The sequence below is a fragment of the Actinophytocola sp. genome (genome assembly GCF_035942955.1).
Taxonomy (GTDB): domain Bacteria; phylum Actinomycetota; class Actinomycetes; order Mycobacteriales; family Pseudonocardiaceae; genus DASYTH01.
The window spans coordinates 1-22,847 of record NZ_DASZCQ010000087.1 but is presented as its reverse complement, the minus strand read 5'-3'; the positions used below and the strand labels follow the sequence as shown (position 1 = coordinate 22,847).

Below are 22,847 nucleotides of genomic sequence, written 5' to 3'. Positions count from 1 at the left end.
GCCGGCGCCGGCTGAACGCGCTGCGGACCCGGCTTGCCGACGTGGCCACTCTTGTCCGAAGTGGACAATTGCCGGACTGGCGGCCCAACCGGCTCAACGCCCGCTACCATGCCGCGCTGCGGCTGGCAGAGGTCGTGTGGGAGGCGACGTCACCGGAGCACGCGCCAGGATCGCTCACGGCTACCGGCTTCCTGTTCACACCGAGCACCATCTTCGAGAAGTTCGTCGCCGTGGCGCTCGGTAGGGCCCTGGCCAAGCAGGGACCCGGTCACTGGCAGCCGAAGTACTCCGACCACCTCGACGAGGCGAGCGCCGTCAGCATGGAGATGGATCTCGTGTGGACGGTGAACGAGACGCCCGTGGCCGTGGTGGACGCCAAGTACAAGATGAAGCGGAACAACGACAACCTCTACCAGATGCTGGCCTACTGCACCGCGCTCGGGCTGCAACGCGGGCATCTGGTCTACGCCCTGGGAAAAGCCGAGCGGCACAGGGTGCGCAACTCCCGGGTGGAGATCGTGTGCCACGCGCTGGACCTGACCGAGCAACCCACGCCGCTGCTGGCCAGGATCGACGCGCTGGCAAGGGAACTGACCGGTCACTGAACGGAGGAGACGTGCCGACACTGGGAATCGCCCGGGAGTTTCTCCGGGAGTTCGGCACACTGGAGCGATCGGTGCAGGACCGGGTGTACGAGACGTTCGCGAAGTTCGAGCAGGCCACGTTCGCCGGCATCCATTTGGAGAGCATCCACAACGTGCGCGACTCCCGGCTGCGCTCGATCCGCATCGACCAGTTCTGGCGCGGAATCGTGCTCGCGCCGGAGTCCGGCGACTCCTACACGCTGCTGCGGGTCCTGCCGCACGACGAGGCGTACCGCTGGGCGCGGCGGCAGACCGCCAGCGTCAACCGGGCCACCGGGGCGATCGAGCTGCGCGACGCCGTGGCCATCGAGGATGCGCTGCCCGCGCCCGCCCCGGTAGGCCCCGAGCGGTTGTTCGGTGCGGTGGGCGACGGCGACCTGCGCCGGCTCGGCATCGACGACCAGGTGCTGGCGTTCGCACACTCGCTGACCAGCGTCGACCAGCTCGAGGCGGCCCGGGCCATGCTGCCGGAGCCGCAGTACGACGTGCTGGTGGGCCTGGCGGCCGGGCTGAGTCCCGAGGAGGTGTGGGCCGAGGTCGCCGGCACTGGCGTGCAACCGGGCGAGTTCGACCCCGAGGACGTGACGGCGGCCCTCGCCCGGTCCGGCAAGCAGGTGGTGCTGGTCAGTGGCCCGGACGAGCTGATGGAGGTGTTCAGCTACCCGTTTGCGCTGTGGCGGGTCTACCTGCACCCGGCCCAGGTCCGGGCCGCCTACGGGCATTTCTCCGGACCGGCCAGGGTCACCGGCGGCCCCGGCACTGGCAAGACGGTGGCCGTGCTGCACCGGGCCAATTACCTCGCCGAGCGGTCCACTGTGGACCGTTCGGTGCTCGTCACCACGTTCACCAGGACCCTGATCGGCTCGCTGGAGGACCAGCTCCGCATGCTCGTCGAGGATGAGGATGTGCTGCGCCGTATCGACGTCCGGCATGTCGACCAGGTGGCGAACCAGGTGGTTGCCGCCGAGCGCGGCCGGCGGCTCGCCATTCTTCCCGAGCCGGACCAGCACACCCTGTGGGGCGAGGTGATCGCCTCGACCGGCGTGGAGTTCGGCGAGACGTTCCTGGCTCAGGAGTGGCGTGAGGTGGTCCTCGCCCAGGACATCACAGATCTGCCCGGCTACCTCGCCGCGACCCGGGCCGGGCGGGGACGGCCGCTCGGGCCGCGGCAGCGAGAGCGGGTGTGGCAGGCCATCGCCGCGTTCACCGCCGAGCTCCGGCGCCGCGACCGGTGGACCCATGAGACCGTGCGGGAGGCCGCGGCCCGCCTGCTGGCCGCGCGGGCGGACAAGCCGTACCGGCACATCGTGGTGGACGAGGGCCAGGACCTCGATCCCTGGATGTGGCGGATGCTGCGGGCCGCCGTGCCGCACGCCGACAATGATCTGTTCCTCGCCGCGGACACGCACCAGCGCATCTACCGCAACCGGGTCTCGCTCAAGCAGGTCGGCATCGCGATCGCCGGGCGCTCTGAGCGGCTCACGCTGAACTACCGCACCACGGCGGAGATCCTGGGCTGGAGCTTCGGCCTGCTGCGCGGCCAGCGGATCGACGACATGAACGAAGACCTGGACACCCTGGCCGGCTGCCGATCCGAGGTGCACGGCGAGCCGCCGAGCCTGCACCCCGCGCCGACGCGTCAGGGCGAGTTGTCCGAGCTGGTGACCGACGTGCGGGGCTGGCTGGATGGCGGCGTGGCGCCCGGTCAGATCGGAATCGCGGCCCGATCCGGGGCGCTGGTCGACAACGCGGTCGCGGCATTGCGGGCCGGCGGACTGCCGGCAGTGAACCTGGCGAGGACACGCCCATCGGAGGAGGAGATTGCGGTCGGGACCATGCACCGGATGAAAGGCCTGGAGTTCCGCAACGTCGCGGTCATCGGGCTGACCAGCAACCTGGTGCCGCCGCCGTCGGCGATCACCCCGGCCGAGGACGACCCGGTCACCCATGAGCTGGACCTGCAACAGGAACGCTGCCTGCTGTTCGTGGCGTGCACCAGGGCCAGGGAGGAGCTACGCGTGTCGTGGCACGGCACGCCCAGCCCGCTACTGCCGCACTGAAAGCCAGAACGCCTCCCAGGCCGGGAGGCTGGCCAGCAGCACGTCGCAGGAAGGGTCTTTGGAGTCGCGGATACCGACGGTGGCCGCTTCAGCGGGGTAAGCGATCTCGACACAAGCCGTTTCGGTGCTACTGAAGCTGGACTTGCGCCACAGTGAGTGACCGAACTCCATGCGGTGTCTCACTTCCTGTCGTAGTCGGCCGCCACGGCCGCCAGGAACTCGCTGGTCTCAGCCGGTCCGAGGGCCGCAGCCTTCAACGTATCCGTCAGCGGCTGAAACGGGGCAGTGTCGCCCGGGTCGTCCAGGAACCCGGATGCCTGCTTGTGCTCCAGGTGCACGATGTCCAGCGCCTTGGCGAACTGGAGCAGCACAAACGGCCCGTAGATCGGGTAGCCGCCGCGGTCGAACGGGATCACCTGCACAGTGATGTTGGGCAGCTCGGCCAGTTCGATGATCCGCCGGATCTGTTGAGCCATTACCGCGCGGCCGCCGAACGGGCGGCGCAGCACCGCCTCGTCCATGATCGTCGTGTAGCGTGGCGGATTCTTGCGGGTCAGAACGGTCTGCCGGCCGGCGCGAGCGGCAACCCGCGGTTCCGCCTCGTCATCGGGAATCCCGCCGCTCTGCATGAGCGTGCGCATGTAGGCGTGGGTCTGCAGCAGGCCCGGCACGACCAGCGGCTGGAACTCCGTGATTCGAGTGGCCTGGGATTCGAAGGTGATCAGCGTGGGAAGTTGTTTGGGTAGTGCGTTTCCGCCGGTTTCCCACCAGCCGGCGGGATTGGCCGCCCTGGCCAGTGCCAGCACCCGTTCCCGGGCCACCCCGGTCACCGCGTAGGCCACCATGAGCGCGGACACCTCCTCCGGGGGAGGCATTCTGGTGCCCAGCTCGGAGCGATTGAGGCTGGCCGAGGAGATTCCGATGCGATCGGCGGCGTCGCGGGTGTTCAACTTGGCCTGCCTGCGCAGGTCCCGGAGCTCCGCGGCGAGCGCCCGGGCCCGCGACGCGCTGTGCTTGTCGGTCATGATGGAATCCCATCAGCAGCACAGCCCGGCCCGAAATTACACGATCGGGCGTATGTCTCAATTCTGGATACACCCGCGAAACGAGGTTGGAAAGCAACGTCACATTGCTTTCCCATCAATGGTCAGCCGAGGTTGGACAGCGCCTTGGTCACCGTTGCGGCGTCGAAGGCCGCGGGGTCGAACTCCTCGGCACTGTCCAGTCCGAGCCAGTCCAACCGTTCCTCGTGCTCCGGGTGTGACGGGTCCGCGAGCACGTCCAAGAGGTAGGCGTAACCCCCGATGCCACCGCAGTCCTCGGGCGGGCCCGCGCTGCGGCCGCCGGTGCAGCGCGGGTAGGTCGCCGAGCCGTCCGGATCGAGCACCTTCTCCACGACGATGTCGTGGCGCCAGCCGTCGCCGAAGTCGTAGGTGTAGGTGATCCGGTCGCCCTCGCCGGGCAGGACCTGCTCCAGCGATACCGAGTCCTGCGGCTGGTGGCCCAGCTCGGGCTCGGAGATCCCGAAGTCGCCGTAGGGCGTCTCGAAGACGTGCAGGTGGTAGCCGTCCCAGCCGAACGCGACCTGGATGATCAGGTGCAGCCGGGCCAGGCTGATGTCGGCGGGAACCTCGAGCCGGCGCCAGATTGGCGGGGTGGCGCCGCGCAGACTCACCTTCATCTGGTACATCGGCGCGGGTCCGGGGCGCGCCGTCGGCTTCGGCGGGACCTTGCGTTTGGGTGTGCCTCGCAGGCGGAGCGCGGATACTGTTCCGCCAGCGTGCGCGGGCTTGGGCTTGCCAGAGTCGGGCAGCCTGCGCAGCCGGGCGCGCAGCAGCACGGACAGGGGGTAGTAGTCCGGAATGTCGGGCTCACTGTACGGTGCCTCCCCGGTCTCGGCGTCGTGCGCGGCGCGCGCGTCCAGCGCGCACTCGGCCTGCCAACGAAGCTCCGCCGGGTCCAGGCGTTCCTTCACCGCCGCGGGGTGCTCGCCCTGCTCGATTGCCTGGGTCAGCTCGGCGGCGTCGAGCAGCATGATGCCGGCGGCCGCGCCGCGGTCACCGTGATCGACGCCGACCATGAGAGCGTGCGACCGCCCGGCCCGGTGGAACGTGCAGACCAGCAGGGACCCGCTGGCGTCGGGGTCGGCCAGGCGCCAACAATCCCCGGCCGTCACCGGCTTGGCCAGCTCGGCGGCCCATCCGGGGCGCGGGACGCCGGCCGCGGCGAGCCGGTCGGCCGCGGCCCCCGCGGCCTTGCCGGCCCGGCCGTCGGCTACCGAACCGAGTGCCAGCAACAGGATCAGCGCGTCGGTGGTGGCTGTGTCCTCGATATGGGGAACGATGCCGTCGGCCAGCGCGTCATCGAACGGCTCGCCGGATAGCTCGCAGAGGGCCACCAACCCGGCGGCCAGCAGCTCGGCGGCCATCGGGTCGGCTCGCTCGGCGAGACCCGCGGCGTCGGCGAGCAGGTCATCGATCAACGTGGACAGGTCAAACTCCTGGCCGGTACAGACCGGGCAGTCACACGATTCGAGGGTGGCGAGCGGGCCGACCGGCGCAGGTCGCTTGGCAGTCTTCTTGCGCTTCTTGGGTTTCCGTCCTCGGCTCACAGGGCTCATCCGGTAAGCCTGCCCGGGGACCTGACCGGGGTGGGGGACCGAGGCCGGCGTGTCGACGTCACTGGGCCGTCTTGCCGACACGCCCCGCCGGCAAGACGGCCCGAGGGCGCAGCAGCCGAGAATGGACACCCGCGGTGCGGCCGTTGGTCGTGTTCGCAGGGACCCTCGGCTCGGCTGGTAGCCGAGGGGCACACGACGGCGCCGCGGGATCCGGCTGGGCCCGGTGGTGACGTCACCCTCGTGTGGGGGCGTCGTGCCGCAATGATCCCGCATCGGCGGGTAGTGGTCTAGACCTCATTCGGGTGAATTGGTCCAGTCCACTCCCCCTCGGCGGTCAGGGCAGAGCGGCGGCGAGCTCGTCGTGGGCCGGGACGAGTGAGGGGCCGCACCAGGTGAGGGCTCGGCCGTCGACCAGGGCGTAGCGGGCCCCTGGGAAGGCATCGGGGCCGTCGGTCGCGGTGAACTCGTAGGGCTCGTCGGGCAGGACCACCAGGTCGGCGGCGCCGGTGCGCAGGTGGGCGGTCAGCTCGTCGAGCGGGGGGCGGGGGTAGCGGTCGGGGTGGGTGGCGTAGACGTTGCCGATGCCGAGCCGGCGCAGGACGTCGCCGGCGAAGGTGTCGCGGCCGAGGACGATCCAGGGGCGGCGCCAGACCGGGACGATTGCGGTGGCGTGTAAGGGTTTTACCTCGCGCCAGAGTTCCTCGGCGGTGATCAGCCAGTCCGGCTCGGCCAGGCCGAGGCCCTGGGTGAGCAGGCGGCGGACCGAACCAAGGCCGGCGGGCACGGTGGGGGCGGCGGCGGTGACCCAGACCGGGATGCCGTCCGCGCGGATGCGTTCGACGTCCTCGGGGCGGTTCTCCTCGGCGTTGGCGACGACGAGATCCGGCTCGAGATCGAGGACGGAGTCCACGCGGGGGTATTTGGAGCCACCCACGCGGGGGACGTCCAACGACCCCGGGTGGGTGCAATAGTCGGTGGCGCCGGCGATCAGGCCGGGCGCGGTGGTCTCGATCGCGTCGGTCAGCGAGGGCACGAGGCTGACCACGCGCGTCGGGGCGCCGCGCAGCGGGACGGGCTCACCCAGGTCGTCGGTCGGCAGCACCGCGGTTCACCTCCTCGGCCAGCACATCGGCGTGGCACGGCTGGGGCGCGCACCAGCAGCCGAGCGCGCGTCCGGTCAGCTCACCCGCGCGGATCCGTTGCAGCAGTTGGGGTTGCTGCGCCAGCCAGTCCCGGTACCGGCGGACCATGCCCGGCCGGTCGGTCTTGGCCAGGCCGAGGAAGGGGTTGGCGAAGTCGGACTCCGGCCAGGAGTGCCGCGGTCCGGCGTGGCCGACGTAGGTGAGCCGGCCGATCTCCTGCAGCCAGGGCACGAGATGCTGGTGCGGGCCGCTCTTGCGGACGTTGACCACGACCGTCCAACCGTCGCGCAGCGCCGTCGCCAGCGTGCGCTCGGCCCGGCTCCAGCCGGCGGCCTCGGGCGGTAGCTCCACTCGATCCAGCTTGACCTAGATGTCGGTGACCCGCAGGCCGGCGTTCACCTTGTACCGGCGGTTGATCGCGATCAGGTTGGCGGTGAGCGCCTCCACCTGGTGCGCGTTGCGCAGGCGGCCGCCGTAGATGCCGCGCACGCCGGGGATGGCGCCGGCGAGCGCGCGCACCAGATCGGTGGCCTCCCGGTCGTCGCCGAGCACAAGCACGTCGGTGTCCACTTCGGACACCGAGAGGTCGGCCAGGTGCACGGCGGAGACGTGGTGGAACGCGGCGGTCACCCGGGAGTCCGGCAGCAGCGCGGCGGCCTGCTCGGCGGCGCTGCCCTCCGGCACGTCCAGCGCGAACGGGCCCTGCTTGTCGAACCCGAGCGGGTTGACGCAGTCGATTACGATCTTGCCGGCGAGCGGCTCGCGCAGGGACTCGAGCAGCTCGCGGTGGCCCTCCCAGGGCACGGCCACCAGCACCACGTCCGCCTCGGCGGCGCAGCCGGCGTTGTCCCGGCCGGACACGGAGGAGACCCCGGCCCGCTCACGCAGCTCGGCGGCGGTGGACTCGGCGCGCTCGGCCCTGCGCGACCCGATGACGACCCCGATGCCGGCCACGGCCCAGCGCAGCGCAAGGCCCCGGCCCTGCGGCCCGGTGCCGCCCAGCACCCCCACCGTCAGATCCGTCAGCTCCGCCACGCGCCGTCCCCTCTCACACCCGCTCGAACGTCACCTTGCGCGCCCGCGCGTCCGCCTCGACCAGCCGGACCCGGACGTGCTCGCCCTCCGAGAGACCGTCGCCGGCGCACTTGGCGAGCACCGGCGGGTCGGTGAGGAAGACCTCCGCGCCGCCCACCTCGGCCCGCAACACCATCGCGTCGAACTCGTGGCCGATCCGGTCGCCGAGCACCCAGGCCTCGACCTGGTCGAGGCACGCCCGGTCCACCCTGCTCGCCAGCGCATCGGACGCCTCCATCAGGCGCGGCAGCTCGGCGAGGGCCGCACGAACCCAGTCCGGCACCTCCCGCCCGGCCGAAAGGGCGAGGCAGATCTCGGCGGCGAACCGGTCGACCAGCCGGCGCAGCGGCGCGGTCACGTGTGCGTAGGGCGCGCCGAGCCCGGCGTGCGTGGCCAGCTCGGGTGCGGCGCCGTCGAACACGGTGTACCCGGCGCCGCGCAGCAACCGGGTGGCGTCCATGAACAGCGCCAACGACTCCGGGCGCGCCGGGTCGAGCCCGGCGAGCAGCTCGGCCGCGCGCATCTCGCGGGGCCAGTCGATGCCGAGCGAACGGGCCGAGCGCCGCAGCCACTGCACCGCGCCGTCCTCCGGGTCGGGCAGCGTGCGCAGCACCCCGATGCCCGCCTCGAGCATCATGGCGGCCGCCGACATGCCGGTCAGCAGGGAGATCTCGGCGTTCCACGCGTCCACCTCGGTCCGCGGGCGCAGCACGAGCCGCCACCCGCCGGCGCCGTCCGGGGCGACCTCCTGCTCCGGCAGCTGCAGCTCGACGGCGCCGCGCTGGACCGCCCGCTCCCGGCGCAGCCGGCCGAGCGCGGGCAGCCCCGCGACCGACGGATGCGGGTCGCCCGACCGGACCGCCGCCTGCACGGTCTCGTAGTCGAGCTGGGCCACCGAGCGGACCAGCGCCCGGCGCACCCTGGTCTGCTGCGGCGCGCCGTCGGCGTCGCAGTCGATCGTCCACAGCGCGGCCGGGCGCACCTGGCCGGGCAGCAGGCTGGCGGCGCCCTCGGACAGCACGGTCGGATGCAGCGGGATGTTGCCGTCCGGCAGGTACATGGTCTGGCCGCGCCGGCGCACCTCGGCGTCCAGCGGCCCGCCCGGGGTGACGAACGAGCCCACGTCGGCGATCGCGTAGTGCACCCGGAACCCGCCACCGGCCCGCGTCTCCACCAGCACCGCCTGATCGAGATCCTTCGACCCCGGCGGATCGATGGTCACCAGCGGCAGCCCGGTGGCATCCTCGCGATCACCCACCCCGTCGCGCCCCGCGGTCGACACGGCCCGCTCGGCCTCGGCCAGCACGGGATCCGGAAACCGGGTGGGAAGACCGAACTCGGTCCGGATCGCGGCAAACCCCTCGCCGCCCGCCACCGCCTTCGCTGCCACGAAGGCACCCTATCGGCCCGGCCTGCCCCACCGATCACGTCCAGTTGGTCTGCTGCTGGATGGGCGGGGCGGGGAAGCCGCGGGGTGGGGTGTCCTGGTGCGCGCCTTCGGACGGCATGGACGGATGCCGCGAGATGGTGCCGATCGCGTGGTGCACCCGGAACCCGCCACCGGCCCGCGTCTCCACCAGCACCGCCTGATCGAGATCCTTCGACCCCGGCGGATCGATGGTCACCAGCGGCAGCCCGGTGGCATCCTCGCGATCACCCTCGCCGCCCGCCACCGCCTTCGCTGCCACGAAGGCACCCTATCGGCCCGGCCGGCCCCACCGATCACGTCCAGTTGGTCTGCTGCTGGATGGGCGGGGCGGGGAAGCCGCGGGGTGGGGTGTCCTGGTTGGCGTTGTCCCGGTCGGTGGGGATCGGGTCAAGGCAGGACACCAGGACCTCGGTTTCCTCGGGGTTGGGGATGGGGTTGCCGCCGCGTTCGCGGTAGACCACCTCGCCGTCGGCGTCGATCTCCACCAGGTAGCCGATCTCGGCGAGCTGGTCCTCGTCCAGGTTGACCAGGCGCTCGCGGCGGGACGGCACCACGCGGTACTCCGGCCAGGACAGGTGCGCCCAGGCCTGGTGGAACTCGGCGAGAATTTGCACCATCGCGTGCTGCCACGGCAAGGGCATCGTCTCGATCAGCGAGCGCGGCAGGACCACGTAGGCGTCCTGCACGCCCGGCCGGCCCGGGACGAGGGCGTCGCGCAGCGGCGTGCTCGAGACGGGCGGCCCTGCCGGTCGCGGAATCGGGTCTGACGTGTACATGGTCACCGCTGGAATCCCCTCTACACACCGGGCCGGACGGCCTGGGGCATCAACTCCGCTTCGTTGAAGCGCACCGGTCTGATGTGGACCGGGACGCCGGTCTGCTGGGCCTCGACGATCTTGCCGTCGCCGAGGTACATCGCCACGTGGTGAATGGTCGCCGGGTTGCTCGTGTCGTACGCCCAGAACAGCAGGTCACCCGGTTGGGCCTGCTCGACGGGCAGGTACGCGCCCGCCTTCCACTGCTCCCGGGAGGTGCGCGGCAGCATGACCCCGGCCGACCGGTAGGACTGCAGCATCAGGCTGGAGCAGTCGAACGAGTTCTGGTGCGTGGTGGCCGCGCCCCACTGGTACGGCTTTCCCTGCTGGGCCAACGCGAACTGGATGGCCGAGCCGGCCGCGGCGGTCGGCGCCGGCAGCAGGTTGCCAACGCCCTGGCCGCATCCGGTCGGGTCCTGGACCGCGCCGACGTTGCCGATCAGGTGCGCGGCCATCGCCTCCCACCGGTGGTAGCGGGTCGGGAACGCCGACCGCTCCACGTCCTGGGCGGAGTCGCCGGGCCGCTGCTCCTTCCAGTTCGGCACGGACCCCAGCACGTCGTAGAACTTGTTGATCGCGTACACCGGGTCGGTGACCTGCGCCGGCGTGCCCCAGCCCATCGACGGGCGCATCTGGAAGATCCCCAGCGAGTCGCGGTCGCCGTAGTTGAGGCTGCGCAACCCGGACTCGGTCATGCCGGCCTGGATCGCGACCTGCCAGGCCAGCGGCGGGAGCTCGCGCTGCTTGCCGATCGAGATGATCAACGCCACGTTGCCGCGCTGCTCCTCGGTCAGCTTCGCCGCGTCCAGCGCGCCGCTGCCGGCCGGGCCGCTGGTGACCGGCCCGAGCGCGGCGTTGCAGGACATGGACATCGCCCGCGCCGTGTCGGCCGCCCTGTCCCCCTCGACCACGGTGCTGATCGCGCCGGTGCTGAGCACCACGACGAAGACCGTGACCAGGAGGGCACCGACGGCGAAGGCGCTGCGCATGTCATGCCGCCTGCTCGTAGTGCGCGACCCGCCAGCCGAGCGAGGTGTTGATCACCGTGATGGACAGCGTCCCGCCGTTGGTCGGCACGGTCACCTCCACCGAGCTGGTGTAGGAGTTGGTGGCCACGGCGGGGCCGGTGACCTCGGTGGCCGGGATCCGCTCCAGGTCCACGCTGCCCATCACCGCGAGCTGCTCCTCGGTGGTGTACGACCGCAGCCCGTTGAGCCACTGCTCGACGGTGGTGCCCGGCGGGTGATTCACCCAGGCCTTGGCCCACGCGGTCGCGACCTCCAGCGCCTTGGGCGACGGCGGGGCCGGCGTCGGTGACTGCGTCGGCCCGGACAGCCGGGTAGGCAGGGTCGAGCCCGACGGCGGGGTGGTCGGGTTGGCCCCGCCCGGCGTGCCGCCGCCGGCGCCGCCGGGTTGGGCGGGTTGCGCCGCCGGGGTCGACGTGGACGCGCCGCCGAGGGTGGCCGCGGCCGAGCGGGGCGTGTCGTCCCCGGTCAGCCGCGGCACGATGAGCCCGATGGCGGTGACGGCCACCGCGATGACGGTGACCGTGATGATCAGGTGCCGGGGCGACCGCATCGGCCACCCCCACAGCCGGCGGTAGACCGCCGCCCGCCCCCGGTTCGTCCGGATCGGCATGTCACCTCACCACCGTGTCGGTGTAGCGGGGGCCGCTGCGCAGCGGCATGCGGCGCGGCTGGGACTCGGCCACCTCCAGGCCGCGGGAGGGGCGGTACACCACGTGCACCGGGCGGCCGGCGACCTCCTCGACCTCGGCCGGGCGCGGCGGCGGGCTCGACGCGTCGAACTGGTCGGGGCCGCTTCTGCGGCTCACCCTGGACGGGATCAGCACGCTCTCGTCGCGGTCCCAGCCGCGGTCGGTGACCGGAACCGTGTCGACCACCCGGCTCGCCGCCGCGCGGACCAGCACCCGGGCCGGGACGCGCTGGGCCTCCACCGGCAGCGCACGCGTGGGCGGCGCGGCCGGCGGCAGCGCGAGCGGGGCGCCGTTGGTGATCGCGGTCCGGGTGTCGAGCCGCTCCGCGGTCGCGGTGACCGGGTTGCTCGCCTCCGGCCGCGGGCGGCGGGTAGCCGGGCGGGCGGCGGCCGGCTCACCGTCGAGCTCGGCGCCGCGCAGGTTCTCCCAGAACAGGTCCTGCGGGGTTGGCTCGGCCGACTTGCGGCCGCGGAACCGGGAGAACAGCCCGCTGCTGCGGGACGGGACCGCCGCCCCCGCGGCGCCGACGGACAGCTCGATCATCTGCCACATCCGCCGCATCGGCCGGCCGACCAGCAGGAAGACCAGGGTGACGATGGCCGCGAGCAGCATCTGGGTGAGCAGCGAGAGCTTGGCGTCGGCGGAGAAGATCAGCTGCAGGAACTTGAAGTGGACGCCGGCCAGCATGGCCAGGATCAGCACGTTGAGCACGACCGCGCCGACCGCCTTGCCCACCTTGCGCAGGATGTCATGGTGGATCAGCGCGACCAGGCCGATGATCGGCGCTGTCAGCGTCAGGATCCGCAGCAGCAGCTGGGCCAGCAGCACCGACAGCTTGGCCAGGAGCTGGAACAGCGAGTACACGATGGCCTGCAGCAGGGCGAGGAACCCGGAGCCGACCCGGCTGCCGTCGGTGCCCTTGAAGTACCCGGTCGCCGGCCCGAGCTGGGTGGCGATCTTCTTGTACTCCTCCTTCTTGGCGTTCTCGGTGGCGTTGTCGGCGTCCTTGCCCTGCCGCACGTCCTCCCAGGTCCACGCCTGAGCGTCGAGCAGCCGGCGGCCGAACTCGGTGGCCTGCGGGGCGTCGGGCTTGCCGAACTCGCCGCGCAGCCAGTTCTCGTAGACCACCTTGGTGTGCAGGTCGGTCGGCAGCACGTCGCGGACGATCCGGTCCTCGTCAGGATCGACGAACCCGGCCTGGATGCCGGTGGTGGTCTTGACGATGGCGTCGTCGATGCGGCCGTAGTTGTTGACCAGCACCAGGGTCGACGCGGCCAGCCACATCCCGCCGAGGGCGAACAGCGCCCGCTTGCTCACCGTTGCCAGGTCGCCGCGCCAGATCTGGCGGAACAGCATGACCGCCAGCACCAGCATGAACAGGCTGAACAGCTGCATGTAGATGTTGTCGAACACGGCGCTGGCGGCCTTGCCGATCTGCTCGTTGAGGCCGCCGAGCACGCCGCCGTTGAGCAGCGTGTAGTGCAGCGAGTTGGTGGCGCCGACGAGGTTCTTGCCCATCGAGAACAGCTCGTTGCCGGCCCAGGTGTCGATCGTGGTGCTGGGATCGGTGACGGTCTTGGACAGTGGACCGCAGTTGTCCTCGTAGACGTGCCACACCATCCCGGCGTAGCCGTAGTTGAGGTACGGGCTGTCGGCCTCGCCCTGGCCCTGCGGCGGATCCAGGGCCCCGACCATGCCGGCGCCGGGCCGTTCCGGGTTGGGCGCCTGCGCGCAGCTTTCCTGCGCCATCGCCGGGCCACCGATGGCCAGGTTGAAACCGAGAATCGCGGTAATGAGCAGCAGAGCACGGCCACGGCCGCGCATCGGCTGCTCACGTCTGCGCCGCCGCCGCACTGCGCACCACAGCGCGGCGGCCAGCGCCACCACGATCATCAAACTCACGCGGCATCCTCTCGGTTGCCGTTCTTGTTGCCGCGTTGCTCGCGTACTTCCTGACCGGCCGGGTCGACCGGGACGTTCTGGTGGCCGTCGAGGTCCTCGTCGGTGAGCCCGAGCTCGAAGTCCGCCGCCATCTCGAACTCGAGGTCGCCCTGCTCGGTGCCGTCGACCGGCGGCTGGAGCTCGTACTCGGCCGGCACAGCGGGCGCCGGCTGCTCGGCCGGCACGACCGCGCCCGGTGTGCTGTCGCGCAGCGCGTCCGGCGTGGTGTCCAGCGCCGCCCGCAGATGATCGAGGTGCGGCCCGGACAGGTCGATGCGGATGCGCTCCACGCCGCCGGCGCCGTCGCCGAAGATGAACTGGCGCGGCGCCAGGTCCCGCTCGACGCTGCGGTCCGTGCCCGGCCGCCGGCCGAGGCTGGCGATCACCTGCTCGTAGCCGGCCCCAACCGGGACCTTCAGCAGCCGCAGCGCGTCCTCCTGGGCCTGGTCGTCGTCCAGCCGGCCGACGAACACCGAGTCAAGCAGCGCCACGAACCCCTGGATGCGCAGGAAGTCCGCCGGGATCTGGGAGGACAGCAGCACCCGGACGTTCCACTTTCGGGAGTCGCGGGCGAACCGGTTCATCAGCACCCGGCCGGTCGGCACCTCGGACAGGAAGAACGCCTCGTCGATCCAGACGCCCTTGCGGGTGTCCTTGGGCCGCTCGTAGATCGAGCGCTGGGTGAGCCAGGCGGCCAGGTTGAGCATCTCCACGCCGAGCGCCTCGGCGTCGGTCCAGTGCTCGCGGGCCACGCCGTCCTTGGGCAGGGTCAGCCCGGCCATCGTGAGCACGGTCAGCCGGTCATCTCTTGCGTCACGGTAGGGGTCGGCGTCGGCCTCCGGGATGAGCAGCGACATCCGCTCGCGCATCTCGTCGAGGAAGTCGGCCACCACCACGGCGTGCTCGTGGTGCTCGCTGGCGTCGCGGCGCAGCGCCTCGAACACCAGGCTGGGGTCGGCGTCGGCCCGGCCGCCGACCGTGCGCACCGCCCGCAGCAGCACGATCCGGGTCTGCGGCATCCTTGCCACGTCGTAGGGCAGCAGGCCGGTCAGCACGTCCAGCACAAGACGCCGGCGGGTGGCCGCGGCGAGGGCCTTTTCCCTTCGCCACGCCCGTTCCGGATCCTCCTCGTCGAGGAAGTGGTCGTAGTACGGCTCGGCCACCACCCGGTACGGGTTGAGGATGCCGGGCTGGGCATTGAGCAGGTTGATCGGCCGGGCGTACGGCCGCAGCTCCGGCAGGTCGCACAGCCGGGCCAGCGGGCCGGACGGGTCGAGCACCGTCCAGTAGGCCCCGGCCCGCAGCGTCTTGTAGACGATGCCGCCGCCGAGGAAGGACTTGCCGCCGCCGAGCCCGGCCACCATGGCGGTCAGGCCGGAGCCGTCCCGGATCTCCTGGGCCATCCACGGGTCCCAGGCCACCGGCCGGCGGGTGGCCGTGCAGGTCTCGCCGAGCAGGATGCCGCGCCGGTCGCCCACCTCGGCGGTGGCGGTGGGCACGGCCGAGGCCGCCCACACCACCGAGCCGCGGCGCAGGTAGGCGCTCGACGCCAGCGGCTCACCCGGGATGAACTCCCGGGCCATGGCGTACTGGGCCTCCGGGTGCTCGATGGCGACCTTGGGCTTGTACAGGTCGAGCAGCTGCTGGGCCAGGCGCAGCGCGTCGCGCTCGGTGGGCCCGGACACCGCCAGCCGCCACCAGGACCGCACCCGGGTGGCCAGCTGGGTGAAGCCCGACGTCATCTCGTCGTCGATCTCCAGCACCCGGGACGCCTGCCGGGCCAGCGACTGCGGCGGCTCCAGCTCGTGCTCGTCGGTGTAGTGCTTGACCTGCGAGCGGACCTTGTTCATCTGCCGCTGCAGCTCGCCGGAGACCTCCTCCGGGCGGCGCACGTAGATCCGCGCCGACCACTCCACGCTCGCCGGCAGCCGGTCGGAGCGCTGCACCCACGGGTCGTCCACCTCGGGGATCTGCAGGCCGTGCATCAGGCCGACGGTGAGCACGGCGACGTGCCGGGTCACGCCGGCGTTGGAGCCGGTGCGGCCGCGCACGGTCAGCGTCGGCGAGTACGGCTCCTGGTGGAAGTCGGCGGCATCGGTGAAGCTGGCCAGATCCTCCGGCTCCCAGGCCGCCCCGGGCACCGCGGGCAGGTTGCGCGGCGCCGGCAGGCCCAGCGAGCAGGACCGGTGCATCAGCCAGGACATCTCCTCGGCCGTCGCCGGGCGGCCCTCCAGCCCGGCCGAGCCGATCACCTGGTCGAGGTGCTCCACCTCGCTGTCCAGCGCGACCAGCTCGGCGTCCACCGCGGCCGGGAACACCTTGCGCAGCAACGGAGCGGCCCGCTCGACGGCCCGGTCGACCATGTTGCGGGTCTGCACCTGGACGCCGAGGTAGACCTCCTTCTCGGCCATGGAGCGGCCCATCAGCTGCTGCTGCTCGCCGATCAGGTAGTCGTCGAAGGACAGCGCGCCCGGCGTGTCCGGCAGCCGGTTCACCGCGTTGTGCACATGCGCCTCGGCCCACATCCGGATCGGGTAGGGCCGCGTGGTCACCCGCAGGTGCAGCCAGCGCCCGTGCAGCTCGGCGTACTGGCCGGCGATCGCGGCGATCAGGTCCTGGCGCTGCGAGTCGGAGCGAAACGACCAGCGCTGCGGCGCCAGCCGGTACCAGGCGAACACGTCGTGCCCGGTGCGCAGCAGGTGCCCGTCGATGCTGCGGGCGGCGATCAGCGGGGTGTACGAGGGGATGGCCTGCTCGCCGGGAAGGCGGCGGCTCTTCTTCCCGTTCACGGTTCCGTTGCCGTTCCCGTTACCGGGGGCCACGGCCTTGCGGTACTCGACCGGCATCGGGACCCTGGCCGGCTCGCCGCGGTCGGGCGCCGCGTGCCGGCCGTAGGAACCGGAATGCGCGAGGACCGCCTGGTAGGGCGTGAGCTCGCGGTGCCGCTTACCTCGGCGTCCAAACACCGCCAACCTCCATCGGACGAGCCTGCCGGGGGGGATGAGGTCCCGGCGGGGCGGCAGAATCGAGTGCGTCGCGGTCGCGCCTGCGGGGCTTGCGGCGCGGCCGCTGGGTATGCACCCGGATCGCGGATGCGCTCACGGCGCCCCCGCGACCGGTCACGACCTCTCGTGGCGCCGTGAGCTCGCGGATCCACATGGTCAGCACGGCACCCAGCGGGCGCTCGTGGCTGATCCGCGCGCAAATGATCATAGTGATGCCGATCGTGACGACCAGTCCCCAGGCGATGGCCCAAAACAGGCTGATCCCCATCTGCCTGAACACGGTCAGCACGAACAGGAAGACGACGGTGCCCACGCCCCAGGCCACATACCGGGCCCGCCACGGGAACGTGGCCTTGGGCGGGCCGAGCCACACGGCGTCGACCCGGTACACCTCGTCGTCAGTCCGAATGCGCACGGGCGATTCCCCCTACTTGATCAGCCCGTGAACAGGCCGGCGATCCACGTACCGATGTTCTTACCCGCGTCGGTCGTGACGGCCAGTCCGATGATGGCGAGGGCGACGATGATCCCGCCCAGCCGGCGCATCACCCCGGCGTTGTCCCCCTTGCCACCGCCCAACCAGAGCAGCAGCAGGGCGACGACGAGCAGCAGCAGCGGGATGAGGTTGTTGAGAATCCACTCCCGGACTCCTCCGGTGCCCAGCCCGCCTTGCTGCTGGGCGACGTTCTCGAGGGCGGCCATGGCGATCATTTCTTACTCCCAAGTGCATGGAGCACGGTCTGCGAGGGGCGCTCCCACGCCGCCGATCTCTGCTGCGATCCACGAGTAGTTTGACATAACAAGGGGTAGCTGTAGCGGTGCTCTGGGTAAAAACATGTCCTCTCGGCGCCCGGGATCGGTCGCCGGAGCGCACACATCCTGATAGGCGCCGTGTCGTGTCCGTGTGTGACGACCTCCCGTTTGTCCAGATCCTGGACATTTCCTGCGTGGGTGCCGTACTCACCCTAGGTGCGAGGCAGGCCACGTCAACCCATGTCTTTCGAAAACCCGTTCGGGGGACACGCCACCCTGCCTGAGAAGTCGGGTTGAGGCGGGCGAGCCGGCGTGTAAGCCGGATTCTGTACCGGGAAGACCCCGGTGGCGGCCATCCATCTGGGCCTGCCGTCGCCGGCAGGCTCGTGCGGCCTACCCGCAGGCTCGGGCGGGCCGCCCTCGATCGCCTGCGCAGGAGCCTCGCGGCTCCCTCTTGGCCTTGCTCCGGGTGGGGTTTACCGAGCCACCCCGGTCACCCGGGGTGCTGGTGGTCTCTTACACCACCGTTTCACCCTTACCTGGCGTCTCCGCCAGGCGGTCTGCTTTCTGTGGCACTATCCCGCGGCTCGCGCCGGGTTGCCGTTAGCAACCACCCTGCCCTGCGGAGTCCGGACTTTCCTCGGCGGTGAGTCGCTCACCGCCGCGGCCGCCCCGCCGACTCGCCCGCGGTGCACAGGGTACCCGTCACGCCAGGTGAGAGGTGTCGTTGACGAGCCGGACCGACGCGTTGCCGTCCGGGTAGAACTCCACGATCGACAGCGACGCCAGGTCCAGGTGCAACCGGAACAGCAGCGCGGGGCCGGCGTCCAGGCCCATCCGCAGCAGCGACTTGATCGGGGTGACGTGGCTGACCACGATCAGTGTCGTGCCGCCGTGCGCGGCGATCAGCTCGTCGCGCACCCGGCGCACCCGGTGGTGCACGGCGTCGAAGCTCTCCCCGCCGGGCGCCGGGATCGAGCTGTCGGCCACCCAGCTGGCGTGCAGCTCGGGGTCGCGCTCGGCGGCCTCTGCGAAGGTCAGCCCCTCCCAGGCGCCGAAGTCGGTCTCCAGCAGCCCGTCGTGGGTGACCACGGCGCCGCCGGTGGCCGCCGCCACGGCCTCGGCGGTGGTCCGCGCCCGGTCGAGCGGGGAGGACACGATCGGCGTGTCCGCGTCCACCCCGGACATGCCGGCCAGCCGCAGCGCCGCCGCCTTCGCCTGGCGCACGCCGACCTCGGTCAGCGGCCGGTCGCCCCGGCCGGAGTACCTGCGCTCGACCGACAGGCTGGTCTGGCCGTGCCGCAGCAGGAGCATCCGGGTCGGGGTGCCCGTTGCCCCGGTCCAGCGAACGGGCCGCTCAGCTTTTCCCCGGGTGATCCCCGCCTGCGCGTCCATGGCCTCGTTGGCCAGCCGGTCGGCGTGCGTGTTGCGCTCGCGCGGAATCCACTCGTAGCGGATCCGGTCGAACCCTCGCGCCAGTTGCCGGGCCTGGAGGGCGAGCGGCTGCAGGGCCGCGTGCCTGATCTTCCAGCGGCCGGACATCTGCTCGACCACCAGCTTGGAGTCCATCCGCACGTCGACGGTGTTCGCGCCCAGCTCGGCCGCGGCCCGCAGCCCGGCCACCAGACCCCGGTACTCGGCCACGTTGTTGGTGGTGACGCCGATGCCCTCGGCCCGCTCGACGAGCACCTCGCCGGTGTCTGCGTCCCGCACGACCGCGCCGTAGCCGGCCGGGCCGGGGTTGCCGCGGGATCCCCCGTCGGCCTCGACGATCACCCTCACAGGCCCGACTCCGGGGTGCGCACGAGGATCGCCCCGCATTCCTCGCAGGTGACGACCTCGTCGGCGGGCGCGCTGGCGATCCTCGAGATCGCGGCACGGTCCAGCTCGAGGCGGCAGGCGCCGCACCGCCGGGCCCGCAGCGGCGCCGCGCCGATCCCCTTCGAGGCCCGCACCCGGTCGTAGAGCCGCAGCAACGCCTCGGGGATCTCCGGGACCAGCTTGGCGCGCTCGGCGTCGCGCCGGGCCTGGGTGGTCTCCAGGTCGGCGAGCGCCTCGTCCCGGCGCCGCTGCGCGTCGGCCAGCGCCTCCTCGGCCTTGGCCAGCTCGACGCCGGACCGCTGGCCGTCCAGCTCGACGGCCTCGCGCCGCTCCATCAGCTCGAGCAGGTCGTCCTCGAGCGCGCTCTGCCGGCGCTGCAGCGTGGCCAGCTCGTGCTCGAGGTCGGTGAGCTGCTTGGCCGACACGGTGCCCTCGGTGAGCAGGCTGCGGTCCCGGTCTTCCCGCGCCCGCACCGCGTCGATCTCCTTCTCCTGCCGCTTCACCTCGCGGTCGAGGTCGGTGAGCGTGGTCTGGATGGCCACCTGGGCGTCCCGCTTGTGCCGCACGGACAGCTCGGCGGTGGCGATCTCGGCGAGCTCCGGCAGGGTCCGGCGGCGATGCTCGACCCTGGAGAGCTCGGCGTCGATGTCGGCCAGCTCGAGTAAGCGCCGCTGTACGGCCGGATCGGCTTTCACCGTGGAACCCTCCCGGTTCGTGCTGGCGCCACGCCGATCGTCCATGGATCGGTGCGGCGGGTGGAGACGCGAACGTTGACCGTACCGCCGAAGGACGCGCGCAGGATGCCGGCCGCCTGCTCGCACCACGGCCACTCGCTCGCCCAGTGCGCGACGTCGACAAGGGCCGGCGCGCCCGCCCGCGCCAGGTGCTCGCCGGCCGGATGGTGCCGCAGGTCCGCGGTGACGTAGGCGTCCACGCCGGCGGCCAGCGCGGCGTCGAGGTAGGAGTCGCCCGCCCCGCCCGACACCGCGACCGTCCTCATGAGACGGTTGGGGTCGCCGGCGGCACGCACCCCGCCCGCGGTGCCCGGCAGTGCCGCGGCCACCCGCTCGACGAAGGCGCCGAACGGCTCCGGGGTGGCCAGCTCGGTCAGCCGGCCGATACCGGTGCGGCCGTCGGCGCGCGGGTTGAGCGGCCCGACGACGGACAGCCCGATGGCCGCGGCGAGCGCGTCGGAGACGCCGGGGTCGGCCGCGTCGGCGTTGGTGTGCGCGCAGAACAGGGCGACGCCGGTGCGGATCATCCGGTGCACGAGGCCACCCTTCGGGGTGTCGGCTCCGACGCCGTGCACGCCACGCAGCAGCAGCGGGTGGTGCGCGACGATCAGCTCGCAGCCGTGCTCCACCGCTTCGTCCACTGTGGACTCGACGGGGTCGACGCAGACCAGTACGCGGGACACCTCGTCGGCCGGGTCGCCGCAGACCAGGCCGACCGCGTCCCAGTCCTCGGCGAGCTCCGGCGGGTAGGCCTTGTCCAGCGCCTCGATGACCTCGGCGATCCTCACGGGGTTACCTCAGTGCTTTCCCGCCCCCGACCCCCTGCGGGGGGCAGGGGGTCGGGCCCACCCCCCGCCGTGAGCTCGGCCCGCAGTGCGGCGACCAGCGCGGCGGCCTGCTCGTCGGGCTTGACCGCCACCCGCAGGTGATCGCCGGTGAGCCCGGGGAACGTGTCCGCCCTGCGCACCGCGATGCCGCGGCGGCGCAACCCGGCCCGGACCCGCTCACCGTTGGGCACCCGAAGCAGCAGGAAGGGCGCGCTGGCCGGGAGGTGCACCGCGACGCCGGGGATGGCCGCGAGCGCGGCGGCGAGCCGGTCCCGGTGCGCGGTCAGGTCCATGGCGGCCAGCTCGGCCCCGGCAACGGCCAGCGGCTCGCTGCACGCGGTGACCGCCTCGAGCACCAGGGTGCCGACCGGCCACTGTGGACGGTTCGCGGCGAGCCGGGCGAGCAGTGCCGGCTCGGCGATGGCGTAACCGGCCCGCAGGCCGGGCAGGGACCAGGTCTTGGTGAGGCTGCGCAACACGATCAGGCCGGGGACGTCGGTGGTATCGGCGAGGGACTCGGTCTCGCCGACGACGGCGTCCATGAACGCCTCGTCCACGAGGAGGACCCGGCCGGGGCGGGCGAGCCGGCGCAGGGTCGCCGCGGGGTGGAGCACCGACGTGGGGTTGGTGGGGTTGCCGACGACCACCAGGTCGGCCTCGGCGGGCACGCGCTCGGGCGCCAGGGTGTACCCGTCGTCGGCCTCGAGGATGACCCGCCGCACCGCCACCCGGGCGTTGCGCAGCACGACCTCCGGCTCGGTGAACGACGGGTGCACGATCGCGGCCAGGGTCGGGCGGAGGTTGGGCAGCAGCGCGAAACCCTCCGACGCGCCGGCCAGGACCAGGATCTCCTCGGGCCGGCGGCGGTGCCGGTCGGCCACCATGGCCCTGGCGCGCGCGTCGTCGCGCGCCGACGGGTACCGGCCGATCCGGTCAAGCGCCACGGTCAACCGGTCGAGCAACCACTGCGGCGGCCGCTGACCCCGAACGTTGACCGCGAAGTCGAGCAACCCGGGCTCGGCGTCGACGTCGCCGTGGTGGCGCAGCGGATCGAACACGTCGTGGGTCATCGGGGCGAGTCTAATGAGCTGGCCTACCGTTGAACCGTGCGGTTGAGGTACCTGCTGCGGCCGGGGTGGCTGGTGGTGACGGCACTCGTGCTGATCTTCGCCACGGCCTGCTTCACCCTGCTCGCGCCCTGGCAGTTCCGCCGGCACGAGGAGCGCGGGGCCACCAACGCCGCGCTGCAGAGCTCGTTCGCCGCCGCGCCCGCCCCGCTGGGCACGGTGTCCGCCGAGTGGCGGCTGGTCACGCTGAGCGGGAGCTACCTTCCCGAGGGCGAGGCGCTGGCCCGGCTGCGCACCGTGCTCGGCGAGCCGGCGTTCGAGGTGCTCACCCCGTTCCGGCTGACCGACGGCTCGGTCGTGCTCGTGGACCGCGGCTTCGTGCGGCCCGACCAGCAGTCGCAGATCCCCGACTACCCGGCGCCGCCGGCCGGCCGGGTCGACCTGGTGGCCCGGCTCCGGGTCGACGAGACCGATCCGCAGCACCGCGCGGCGTTCACCGAGGCCGGCCGCCGGCAGGTGTACGCGGTCGACTCGCGGACCGTGGCCGCGGCCACCGGCCTGGCCATCCGGCCCGGCTACCTCCAACTGGAGAGCGGCAGCCCCGGCGTCCTCGGCCCGCTGCCGCTCCCCCCACTGGAAGCCGGACCATTCCTGTCCTACGCGCTCCAATGGCTTGCCTTCGGCACAATGGCCTTGCTGGGCTGGGCCTACTTCAGCTGGCGGGAGATCAGACCCGGCGGCGCACTCGCCCAACCCCGACCCGAACGAGGCCGGCGCTCAGTGGCCGCACAGATCGCCGCCGAGGAAGCCGCCGAGCACCGCGTCTGAAGCGCATTTCGAAACTGCGCCGAGGTCGCCAATCCTTGACGAGCGCGGCCGCCACACGACGACAAGGGCAGGGGCGAGGAACGAGCCCTGCCCGCAGGCGCCGTCAGCCCACCACCCACAACACCCAACCCCCCACACCGGCCCACAACCACCCAGCAACCCGACCCGAGGCCGGCGCCGAAGGCGCCCGGGCCGGCGCTCAGTAGCCGCACAGATCGCCGCCGAGGAAGCCGCCGAGCACCGCGTCTGAAGCGCATTTCGAAACTGCGCCGAGGTCGGCAAATCTTTGGCGAGGGCGGCCGCCACACGACGACAAGGGCAGGGGCGAGGAACGAGCCCTGCCCGCAGGCGTCGTCAGCCCACCACCCCC

At 72.1% G+C, this 22,847-nt stretch carries 22 protein-coding genes and 1 other RNA gene; 3 read left to right on the top strand and 20 right to left on the bottom strand.

Going from position 1 to position 22,847, the window contains the following annotated elements; all coding sequences use genetic code 11:
* Together VGX25_RS09365 and VGX25_RS09360 are read left to right on the top strand one after the other, a co-directional pair.
* The coding region (locus VGX25_RS09365; protein ID WP_414635745.1) for a 5-methylcytosine restriction system specificity protein McrC at nucleotides 1-605 on the top strand (605 nt) is incomplete at its 5' end.
* Nucleotides 606-616: 11 nt separating this feature from the next.
* Entirely contained in the window at nucleotides 617-2,704 is a 2,088-nt protein-coding gene (locus tag VGX25_RS09360) for a UvrD-helicase domain-containing protein (RefSeq protein ID WP_326917234.1), read from the top strand.
* Here the strand turns inward: VGX25_RS09360 and VGX25_RS09355 are convergent.
* From VGX25_RS09355 to cobC, 20 genes are all read right to left on the bottom strand, one after another.
* Complete coding sequence (locus tag VGX25_RS09355; protein ID WP_326917233.1) at nucleotides 2,690-2,875, bottom strand: DUF397 domain-containing protein; 186 nt, start codon at nucleotides 2,873-2,875, stop codon at nucleotides 2,690-2,692. The genes VGX25_RS09360 and VGX25_RS09355 overlap by 15 nt on opposite strands.
* Nucleotides 2,876-2,883: 8 nt before the next feature.
* Entirely contained in the window at nucleotides 2,884-3,729 is an 846-nt protein-coding gene (locus tag VGX25_RS09350) for a helix-turn-helix transcriptional regulator (protein ID WP_326917232.1), read from the bottom strand.
* 122 nt (nucleotides 3,730-3,851) lie between these two features.
* Complete coding sequence (locus tag VGX25_RS09345) at nucleotides 3,852-5,324, bottom strand: plasmid pRiA4b ORF-3 family protein (protein ID WP_326917231.1); 1,473 nt, start codon at nucleotides 5,322-5,324, stop codon at nucleotides 3,852-3,854.
* A gap of 334 nt (nucleotides 5,325-5,658) precedes the next feature.
* Complete coding sequence (locus VGX25_RS09340) at nucleotides 5,659-6,426, bottom strand: helical backbone metal receptor (RefSeq protein ID WP_326917230.1); 768 nt, start codon at nucleotides 6,424-6,426, stop codon at nucleotides 5,659-5,661.
* Nucleotides 6,401-6,817, bottom strand: a complete 417-nt coding sequence (locus VGX25_RS09335; RefSeq protein ID WP_414635744.1) for a DUF4326 domain-containing protein — start codon at nucleotides 6,815-6,817, stop codon at nucleotides 6,401-6,403. Before VGX25_RS09335 ends, VGX25_RS09340 begins: the two co-directional genes overlap by 26 nt.
* A 15-nt stretch (nucleotides 6,818-6,832) precedes the next feature.
* Nucleotides 6,833-7,501 (bottom strand): NADPH-dependent F420 reductase, encoded by a 669-nt coding sequence (npdG, locus tag VGX25_RS09330; RefSeq protein WP_326917229.1) that lies wholly within the window; start codon nucleotides 7,499-7,501, stop codon nucleotides 6,833-6,835.
* Nucleotides 7,502-7,514: 13 nt separating this feature from the next.
* The gene (locus VGX25_RS09325) at nucleotides 7,515-8,930 is read right to left on the bottom strand and encodes an RNB domain-containing ribonuclease (RefSeq protein WP_326917228.1); all 1,416 of its coding nucleotides are present in this window, start codon (nucleotides 8,928-8,930) and stop codon (nucleotides 7,515-7,517) included.
* 34 nt (nucleotides 8,931-8,964) lie between these two features.
* Entirely contained in the window at nucleotides 8,965-9,228 is a 264-nt protein-coding gene (locus VGX25_RS09320) for a hypothetical protein (protein ID WP_326917240.1), read from the bottom strand.
* A gap of 34 nt (nucleotides 9,229-9,262) precedes the next feature.
* The gene (locus VGX25_RS09315) at nucleotides 9,263-9,745 is read right to left on the bottom strand and encodes a hypothetical protein (RefSeq protein WP_326917227.1); all 483 of its coding nucleotides are present in this window, start codon (nucleotides 9,743-9,745) and stop codon (nucleotides 9,263-9,265) included.
* A gap of 20 nt (nucleotides 9,746-9,765) precedes the next feature.
* Nucleotides 9,766-10,773, bottom strand: a complete 1,008-nt coding sequence (locus VGX25_RS09310; protein ID WP_326917226.1) for a C40 family peptidase — start codon at nucleotides 10,771-10,773, stop codon at nucleotides 9,766-9,768.
* A gap of 1 nt (nucleotide 10,774) precedes the next feature.
* On the bottom strand, nucleotides 10,775-11,422 hold the full coding sequence (locus VGX25_RS09305) for a hypothetical protein (RefSeq protein WP_326917225.1): 648 nt from the start codon (nucleotides 11,420-11,422) through the stop codon (nucleotides 10,775-10,777).
* A gap of 1 nt (nucleotide 11,423) precedes the next feature.
* Nucleotides 11,424-13,394, bottom strand: a complete 1,971-nt coding sequence (locus VGX25_RS09300; protein ID WP_326917238.1) for a magnesium transporter — start codon at nucleotides 13,392-13,394, stop codon at nucleotides 11,424-11,426.
* Nucleotides 13,395-13,399: 5 nt separating this feature from the next.
* Nucleotides 13,400-16,408 carry an ATP-binding protein gene (locus VGX25_RS09295; protein WP_414635743.1) on the bottom strand — a complete coding sequence of 1,003 codons (3,009 nt, stop codon included), beginning with the start codon at nucleotides 16,406-16,408 and terminating at the stop codon, nucleotides 13,400-13,402.
* Nucleotides 16,389-16,862 carry a hypothetical protein gene (locus tag VGX25_RS09290; protein ID WP_326917224.1) on the bottom strand — a complete coding sequence of 158 codons (474 nt, stop codon included), beginning with the start codon at nucleotides 16,860-16,862 and terminating at the stop codon, nucleotides 16,389-16,391. Before VGX25_RS09290 ends, VGX25_RS09295 begins: the two co-directional genes overlap by 20 nt.
* Nucleotides 16,863-16,882: 20 nt before the next feature.
* Nucleotides 16,883-17,158: a hypothetical protein gene (locus tag VGX25_RS09285; protein WP_326917223.1), complete on the bottom strand. Its 276-nt coding sequence runs from the start codon at nucleotides 17,156-17,158 to the stop codon at nucleotides 16,883-16,885.
* A 341-nt stretch (nucleotides 17,159-17,499) separates the two neighbouring features.
* An RNA gene (rnpB, locus tag VGX25_RS09280) (RNase P RNA component class A) lies at nucleotides 17,500-17,883 on the bottom strand.
* 22 nt (nucleotides 17,884-17,905) lie between these two features.
* Nucleotides 17,906-18,976, bottom strand: a complete 1,071-nt coding sequence (locus VGX25_RS09275; protein ID WP_326917236.1) for a bifunctional RNase H/acid phosphatase — start codon at nucleotides 18,974-18,976, stop codon at nucleotides 17,906-17,908.
* 2 nt (nucleotides 18,977-18,978) lie between these two features.
* The gene (locus tag VGX25_RS09270; RefSeq protein WP_326917222.1) at nucleotides 18,979-19,716 is read right to left on the bottom strand and encodes a zinc ribbon domain-containing protein; all 738 of its coding nucleotides are present in this window, start codon (nucleotides 19,714-19,716) and stop codon (nucleotides 18,979-18,981) included.
* Entirely contained in the window at nucleotides 19,713-20,537 is an 825-nt protein-coding gene (locus tag VGX25_RS09265; RefSeq protein ID WP_326917235.1) for a Nif3-like dinuclear metal center hexameric protein, read from the bottom strand. The genes VGX25_RS09270 and VGX25_RS09265 overlap by 4 nt, the downstream gene beginning before the upstream one ends.
* A gap of 2 nt (nucleotides 20,538-20,539) precedes the next feature.
* Complete coding sequence (gene cobC, locus VGX25_RS09260; RefSeq protein ID WP_326917221.1) at nucleotides 20,540-21,652, bottom strand: Rv2231c family pyridoxal phosphate-dependent protein CobC; 1,113 nt, start codon at nucleotides 21,650-21,652, stop codon at nucleotides 20,540-20,542.
* Between the two features lie 36 nt (nucleotides 21,653-21,688).
* Here cobC and VGX25_RS09255 point away from each other — a divergent pair, with 36 nt between their 5' ends.
* Nucleotides 21,689-22,477: an SURF1 family protein gene (locus VGX25_RS09255; RefSeq protein WP_326917220.1), complete on the top strand. Its 789-nt coding sequence runs from the start codon at nucleotides 21,689-21,691 to the stop codon at nucleotides 22,475-22,477.
* Nucleotides 22,478-22,847: the final 370 nt, after the last annotated feature.